The organism is Mycobacterium sp. 1245852.3 (assembly GCF_001669335.1).
In the GTDB taxonomy this organism is placed as follows: Bacteria; Actinomycetota; Actinomycetes; order Mycobacteriales; family Mycobacteriaceae; genus Mycobacterium; species Mycobacterium europaeum_A.
The window spans coordinates 1-2,330 of the sequence record NZ_LZLL01000185.1; the positions used below are offsets into that span (position 1 = coordinate 1).

Here is a 2,330-nt window from a genome sequence, read left to right on the forward strand (position 1 = left end):
GGTTGCCGAACCGGTCCCGCGACCGGGACAGCCGAGGTGCGTCAGCTCGACCTGCAGGACCTGTCCTCGGTGCGGCGCTTTGCCGAGGGCGTCGACAAGGTCGACGTCCTGATCAACAACGCCGGCATCATGGCCACCAAGCACGCGGTGACCGTCGACGGGTTCGAGGGTCAGATCGGCACCAACCACCTCGGCCACTTCGCCTTGACCAACCTGCTGTTGCCCAAGTTGACCGACCGCGTGGTGACGGTGTCCTCGCTGATGCACCACTTCGGCTACATCAGCCTCAAGGACCTGAACTTTCAGTCCCGGCCGTATTCTGCCTGGCTGGCCTACAGCCAATCGAAGCTGGCCAACCTGTTGTTCACCAAGGAGCTGCAGCGGCGGCTGGACGGCGTCCCCGCAGCGCTGCGGGCCCTGGCCGCCCACCCCGGCTGGTCGCACACGAACCTGCAGGGCAACTCCGGCCGGAAACTGGGTGACGCGGCGGTGCTGGCCGTCGACCGGATCGTGTCCACCGACGCCGACTTCGGCGCCCGCCAGACGCTGTACGCGGTCTCGCAGGATTTGCCGGGCGACACCTTCGTCGGGCCGCGGTTCGGGCTGTACGGCCGCACCCAGTCCACGTGGCGGAACTGGCCGGCAAAGCGCGCGGGCACCGCGAGTGCGCTGTGGGAACTGTCCGAGCGGCTCACCGGGACGAAGTTCCCGCTCTGACGCCGTGTTCGCTGGCCCGGTGACCTTCGACGCGCCGGTCGTCCGGGTGGTGGCTAGATTGGATGGGTAGCGCCATCGCACCCAGCCAGGAGGTAATGCCATGTCGGACGCGCATCTGGCGGCCATTATCGCCCTGTGTGCCGCGCTGGCGTCCGCGATCGGCAACGTGGTGCGGCAGCGTTCCGCGCAGGAGGTCACCGACAAACGGGTGGGCCACCTGACGTTGTTCGGCATGTTGCTGCGCGACAAGCGTTGGTGGCTGGGCGGTTTGGGGGACATCGGCAGTTACGTGCTGCTGGCCGCCGCGCTCGACAAGGGCTCGGTGTTGCTGGTGATGTCGTTGCAGGTCACAGCCCTGCTGTTCGCCCTCCCGATCTATTCGCGGATGACCGGTAACCGGATCACCCGCCGGGAGTGGACCTGGGCGCTGGTGCTGGCGGTGGCGTTGGCGGTGCTGATCGCGGTCGGGGACCCGACCGGCGGCCAGCAGCGGGCGCCGCTGCACATCTGGATCGTGGTCGCCGTGGTGATCGGCCCGCTGCTGTTGCTCGGGCTCCTGGGCGCGCGGATCTGGGCGGATCGCCCGGTCGCGGCGCTGCTGTTGGCGGCGGTCGCCGGCACGTTGCTGGCGGTGTTCGCCGTGCTGATGAAGGGCGTGGTGGACATCCTGGAGCACCACCCGGGTCAGGTGTGGGTGTCATTCGAGCTGTACGCGCTGGTGTTCTGCGGGGCGGCGGGAATGGTCTATCACCAATCGGCGTATCGAGCCGGCGCGCTCACCGCGTCGCTGCCGACGATCATCGTGGCGAAGCCGGTGGTGGGCGGCATCCTGGGCATCATCGTGCTCCGCGAGACGTTGGCAGCCGGCGGCTGGGAATGGTTTGTGCTGGCGGCCACGCTGGTTGTGGTGATCGTCGCGACGGTCGGGTTGGCTCGCGGTGAGGCCGCCTCGATGTCGGCCGGCGCGGGCCGGGACGTGAAATCCAGCGCGCGGCCGCCGGCGACCACCCAGGCCTGACAGAGGCCGAAACTGGTTGTACGAAACGCGTTCTCACGACGCCGGCGTCCGCTTTACGGATTGATGGTGTTGTCGCCGACCTGGCGGCCCCAGACGTATTCGATGGCATAGGGCGATCCGGTGTCCAGGTGGTTGTAGGGCGCGATGCTGTTGCCGGTGTCCATGATCAGCTCGGGCGCCGGCCACAGATCGCGGGTGACCTTCTGCCAGCAGCCAGGAGCGCCGCCCGGCCCGCCGCGCGCGTTCACCCGCGGCAGGTTCTCCGGCCAGATGTACGGGTTGGGTGCGCCGCCGACGACTCCGGCGATGCCGCCGACCAACGACGCCAGGACGGGCACCGCGGACACCGGGTTCGCGATCAGTCCCAGCCCGGAGAGCACCTCGGTGTCCATGTTCAGCGAGTAGCCGTTGAAGCCGCCCTCGGCCGCCCCGGTGGCGGGCAACGCATCGTGTTCGCTGCGCATCAGGCAGTAGATTTCGGGGCTGTAGGTGTCCAGCAGCTGCGCCGTCGGCACCAGGTCGGCGGCGCCGCGCGCCAGATACGGCCCACCCTTGTTGAACAGCTCGGCACCGGTGTTACCAAACCCGGCCGCCG

The 2,330-nt window shown here is 68.7% G+C and carries 3 protein-coding genes; 2 read left to right on the forward strand and 1 reads right to left on the reverse strand.

Annotated elements, in window-relative coordinates; all coding sequences use genetic code 11:
* Both A9W96_RS08145 and A9W96_RS08150 read left to right on the forward strand, forming a co-directional pair.
* Positions 1–717, forward strand: a 717-nt coding sequence (locus tag A9W96_RS08145) for an SDR family NAD(P)-dependent oxidoreductase (RefSeq protein WP_067138853.1), incomplete at its 5' end; no start/stop codon positions are given.
* 100 nt (positions 718–817) lie between these two features.
* A complete protein-coding gene (locus tag A9W96_RS08150) occupies positions 818–1,735 on the forward strand; it encodes a DMT family transporter (protein WP_066871095.1) in 918 nt (305 codons plus the stop codon).
* Between the two features lie 53 nt (positions 1,736–1,788).
* On the opposite strand, the gene A9W96_RS08155 is transcribed toward A9W96_RS08150, so the two are convergent.
* On the reverse strand, positions 1,789–2,330 hold a 542-nt coding region (locus A9W96_RS08155), incomplete at its 5' end, for an MCE family protein (RefSeq protein ID WP_197499452.1).